This is a genomic window from Palleronia sp. (assembly GCF_042089775.1).
In the GTDB taxonomy this organism is placed as follows: domain Bacteria; phylum Pseudomonadota; class Alphaproteobacteria; order Rhodobacterales; family Rhodobacteraceae; genus Palleronia.
This window is the reverse complement of sequence record NZ_JBELKF010000180.1, coordinates 1-3762: the sequence shown is the minus strand read 5'-3', so window position 1 is coordinate 3762 and position 3762 is coordinate 1. Positions and strand designations below refer to the sequence as shown.

Annotated in this window: 3 protein-coding genes; all 3 read left to right on the top strand. The window is 64.5% G+C overall.

Annotated features, from left to right (window positions below; translation table 11 throughout):
• On the top strand, positions 1-658 hold a 658-nt coding region (locus ACFDS3_RS19525; protein ID WP_375264007.1), incomplete at its 5' end, for a hypothetical protein.
• A gap of 68 nt (positions 659-726) precedes the next feature.
• Positions 727-2373 carry a GspE/PulE family protein gene (locus tag ACFDS3_RS19520; protein WP_375264006.1) on the top strand — a complete coding sequence of 549 codons (1647 nt, stop codon included), beginning with the start codon at positions 727-729 and terminating at the stop codon, positions 2371-2373.
• 1 nt (position 2374) lies between these two features.
• Positions 2375-3451 carry a hypothetical protein gene (locus ACFDS3_RS19515; RefSeq protein ID WP_375264005.1) on the top strand — a complete coding sequence of 359 codons (1077 nt, stop codon included), beginning with the start codon at positions 2375-2377 and terminating at the stop codon, positions 3449-3451.
• Positions 3452-3762 lie beyond the last annotated feature (311 nt).

Here is a 3762-nt window from a genome sequence, read left to right as displayed (position 1 = left end):
CAAGTTGATCCTCGATCGCGAAGCGCAGCTCATCGAGTCCATCCAGACGATCGTGGATGAGGTGGGCATGGAAGGCCTGCGCGCCTTCTATCCCGAGCTGGCGACGCTGGTGGACAATTCGCCCATGGCCCTGCGCGCCGAGATCGACCGCGCGGAGCTGATGGCTGCGCTCAAGGAGCTGTCGGCCCAGGACGAGGAAGAGGCCTCGGCCGAGGATGACGCCGCGCAAGACGCCTCCGCTCAGCCCGAGACGATGGGGCCGCAGGGCATCATGGATGTCAGCGTGGCCCCCGTCGGCGCGCTGGTCGACGATGACCCGCTCGCGGAGATGCGCGCCCGTGAAGCCGCGCTCGACGAGCTGCGCGCGGTTGCGGCCATCGGTGGCGAGGAAGACGAGGCTGCCCCGCAGCCGGAGCCCGCCGACATTTTCAGGGCCTTCGCCGACCTCGACGTGATCGAGATCTACGGCATGTCCGGCGATCTGCGGGCGGTCCTGTCCGATGGCCCGGGCGTCACCTCGACGGTCCGCGCCGGTGACGTGATCAAGAACGCCACCATCCTCGAGGTCGCTCCCTCCTACATCACCGTCGCTCTCGATTTGGACCCGTTCAGCGAGACCGACGAGCCGCTCGAAGGCCGGGTGGCGATCCGGCGCTGAGCCGGGCCGTCACGATCTCCCTTGGCAATACCGGCCCTCCCTGCGGGGAGGGCACCCAGAAGGACTAGATGATGAGCGACACCGCGCCCCGCCCGGCCACCGATGGCTCCGAGCTGTCGATCCTCGAGCGGATCGGCAACGCCCGCCTCCTCACCGGCGATGAGGGGCGCGTCAAGATCTCCTCCGACGACCGCCGCTACGTGGCCCTGTTCGACAACAACGTCGCCATTCTCGCCGGCGCGACCCAGTATGATCCGCGCGTGCGCATGGTGGTCAAACAGGCCCGGACCGCGGAGCTCGTCGGACCCGACATCGAATACATCACGACCGAGACCGGCATCCTGGTTGGCCTCTACAAAAAATTCGGGCGCGGCTCGGGCGAGGTGAAGACCGAGTCCATCGACATCGAGCGCCAGGCGCAGATGGCCAGCATCATCAAGGCGGCCGCCGACAAGGGCGCTTCCGACGTTCACATGCTGATCACGCGCGACTACACGGAGGTCCGCTACCGTCTCTACGGCCGCGTGCTCGACATGATGTCGCTGAGCGTCGAGGACGGGAAGGCGCTCGTGCGCGCGACCTTCGCCGTGGCCTCGGACACCGGCAACTCGTCGTCCGACACCTCCTTCCAGCAGGGCGCGCTGACCGTCCGCTCGGGCATCCTCCCGACGAAGGTCAACCTCGTCCGCCTGCAGTATTCGCCGACGACCGAGGGCCGCGGCACGCTGGTCAGCCGTCTCATCTACGTGACGAAGGCCGGTGAGACCGAAATCGACAGCCTCGGCTACTCGAAGCGGCACATCGACGACATCGTCACGATGCGAAAAAGGACGAACGGGCTCTACATCATTGCCGGTAAAACCAGCTCGGGCAAGTCGACCACGCTGCAGCGCGTCCTGAACAAGATGTTCATGGAAAAGAAGCGTGAAATCAGCATGTTCTCCATCGAGGAGCCGGTCGAGCTCGACCTGCCCGGCGCGACCCAGATCGCCGCCAAGAAAGCGCCCGACGGCACCGACGGCTTCATCGAGGCGATGAAGGCCGCCTTGCGGTCCGACCCCGATATCATCGTTCTGGGCGAGACGCGCTCGGAGGAACTGGCCAACCTCGCGATCAAGGCCGTCATGTCCGGCCACGCCGTGTGGTCGACCGTTCACGCGGGCTCGGCGCTCGGTATCCTCGACCGTCTTTCGGACTTCGGCGTGGACAGCTGGAAACTCGTCGATCCGACGGTGGTCCGCGGCCTGATCTACCAGCGCCTGATCGGCGTCATGTGCCCGCACTGCAAGGTCACGATGACCGAGGCCGTGGCGACGGGCTCGATGACCCAGGACCTCGCGGATCGCTGGGCGGCGCTCTTCGAGACGAGCACCGATATTCTGACCTCGCGGGGGCCGGGCTGCTCGAAGTGCATCTCGGGCTTCACCGGTCGGACCGTGGTCGCCGAGTCCGTGCAGACCGATGCCAAGCTCCTCGAGCTCTTCTCGGAGGGCAAGCGGGCGGAGATGCGGCGCTACTGGCTCGAATCCCAAGACACGGGGGGCATGGGCGGCAACCCCGTTCTGCACCACGCCCTCATGAAGGTGGGCGCGGGCATCTGCGACATCGAGAACGTCGAGGAAGGCGTCGACCTGCTCTCGGCCTACGAGCGCGACTTCATGTATCTGCAGCCCCGCCTCCTTGAGGAAGTGGCCGCGATGAAAGCGAGAACCTGACATGGCACTGAGCAAATCCGAGAAGGTGATGGCGAAGATCCAGTTCGGGGGCAAAGCCCGGATGGATTTCTACAAGCAGCTCGCCGCCCTGCTGCGCGCCGGCATGGCCAAGACGGATGCCGTCTACATGGCCTGGCAGGTGGCGTCCTACGAGGGCAAGAAGCCCAAGGAGGGGATCGCCCTGATCCTCGCCGACGTCATCACCTCGATGAAGGACGGCAAGACGTTCGGCCAGGCGCTCCGCCCCTGGGCGCCGCGCGACGACATCATGATCATGGAGGCCATCGAGAACTCCAACGATTTCGCCGGAAACCTCCTCGATTATTGCGAGATGGCCGAGAAGAAGGGGAAGATCAAAGGGACCGTGCTGGGCGGTCTCGCCTACCCGGCGGGCCTGATCCTCGCGATGTATGGCATGGCCTTGTATTTCGGCAAATCGGTGATCCCGCAGATCGCCGAGATCCTGCCGACGAGCGAGTGGACCGGCGGCGCAAAATTTCTGGTCTACATGGCCGATTTTGCCAACTACTACGCCTCGAAGACCGCCATCGGGATCCTGCTGCTCATCATCGTCATCGCGATCGCCCTGCCGCGATGGGCGAAGATGGGCCGCTCCACAGCCGACAAGTTCCCGGTCTTCTCGACCTACAGGATGTACACGGGCATCGGCTTCCTGATGTCGGTCTCCGCGCTCATGCAGGGCGGCGAAAGCACGATGGCGGCCGTCGACCGGTTGCGGCCGAACGCCAACAAGTATGTCGGCCACCGACTGAACCTCGTGAGAAGGCGCATGCTCAACGGCGATAACTTCGGCGCCGCGCTGCACCGGGCCGGCACGGGCTGGCCGGATGCGAAGATGAACCTCTCGATCAAGATCTTCGCCGAGACGCAGGACCTCTCGACGCAGCTGTCGATCCTCGCGAAGGGGTGGATCGACGAATCACAGGCGAGCATCAAGAAGTCGATGGGCCTCGTCGCGACCCTCTGCATGGCCGGCGTGTTCCTGATGGTGCTCGGATCCGTGGGCGGAATCTACGCGGTTCAGGGCCAGATCACGCAGGCGCTCCAGGGCGGCTGACGCGGGTCAAAAAAAATCTCTCCATGATCAAAGGCGTCATCCGCATGGATGGCGCCTCTTTTAATCTTCGATCTCAAGATCTACGGCGCGACCAAGGGCGCCTTATGGCATGATTAAACCCCCTAAGCCGTTGTCAACATTGTTCCTTTTTCCGAGAGGCTCTGGACGGGGGGTGCGGTCTGTGCCTACCTTCACGCCAGAACGAAGCGAGCACGGGGAAGAACATGGGCGCACAGGACTACAGGAACATCGGTAGGGGTGGCGAGCCCTGGCGGCTGCGCCTCGAGCGTATCGATCTCGATATGGACGGC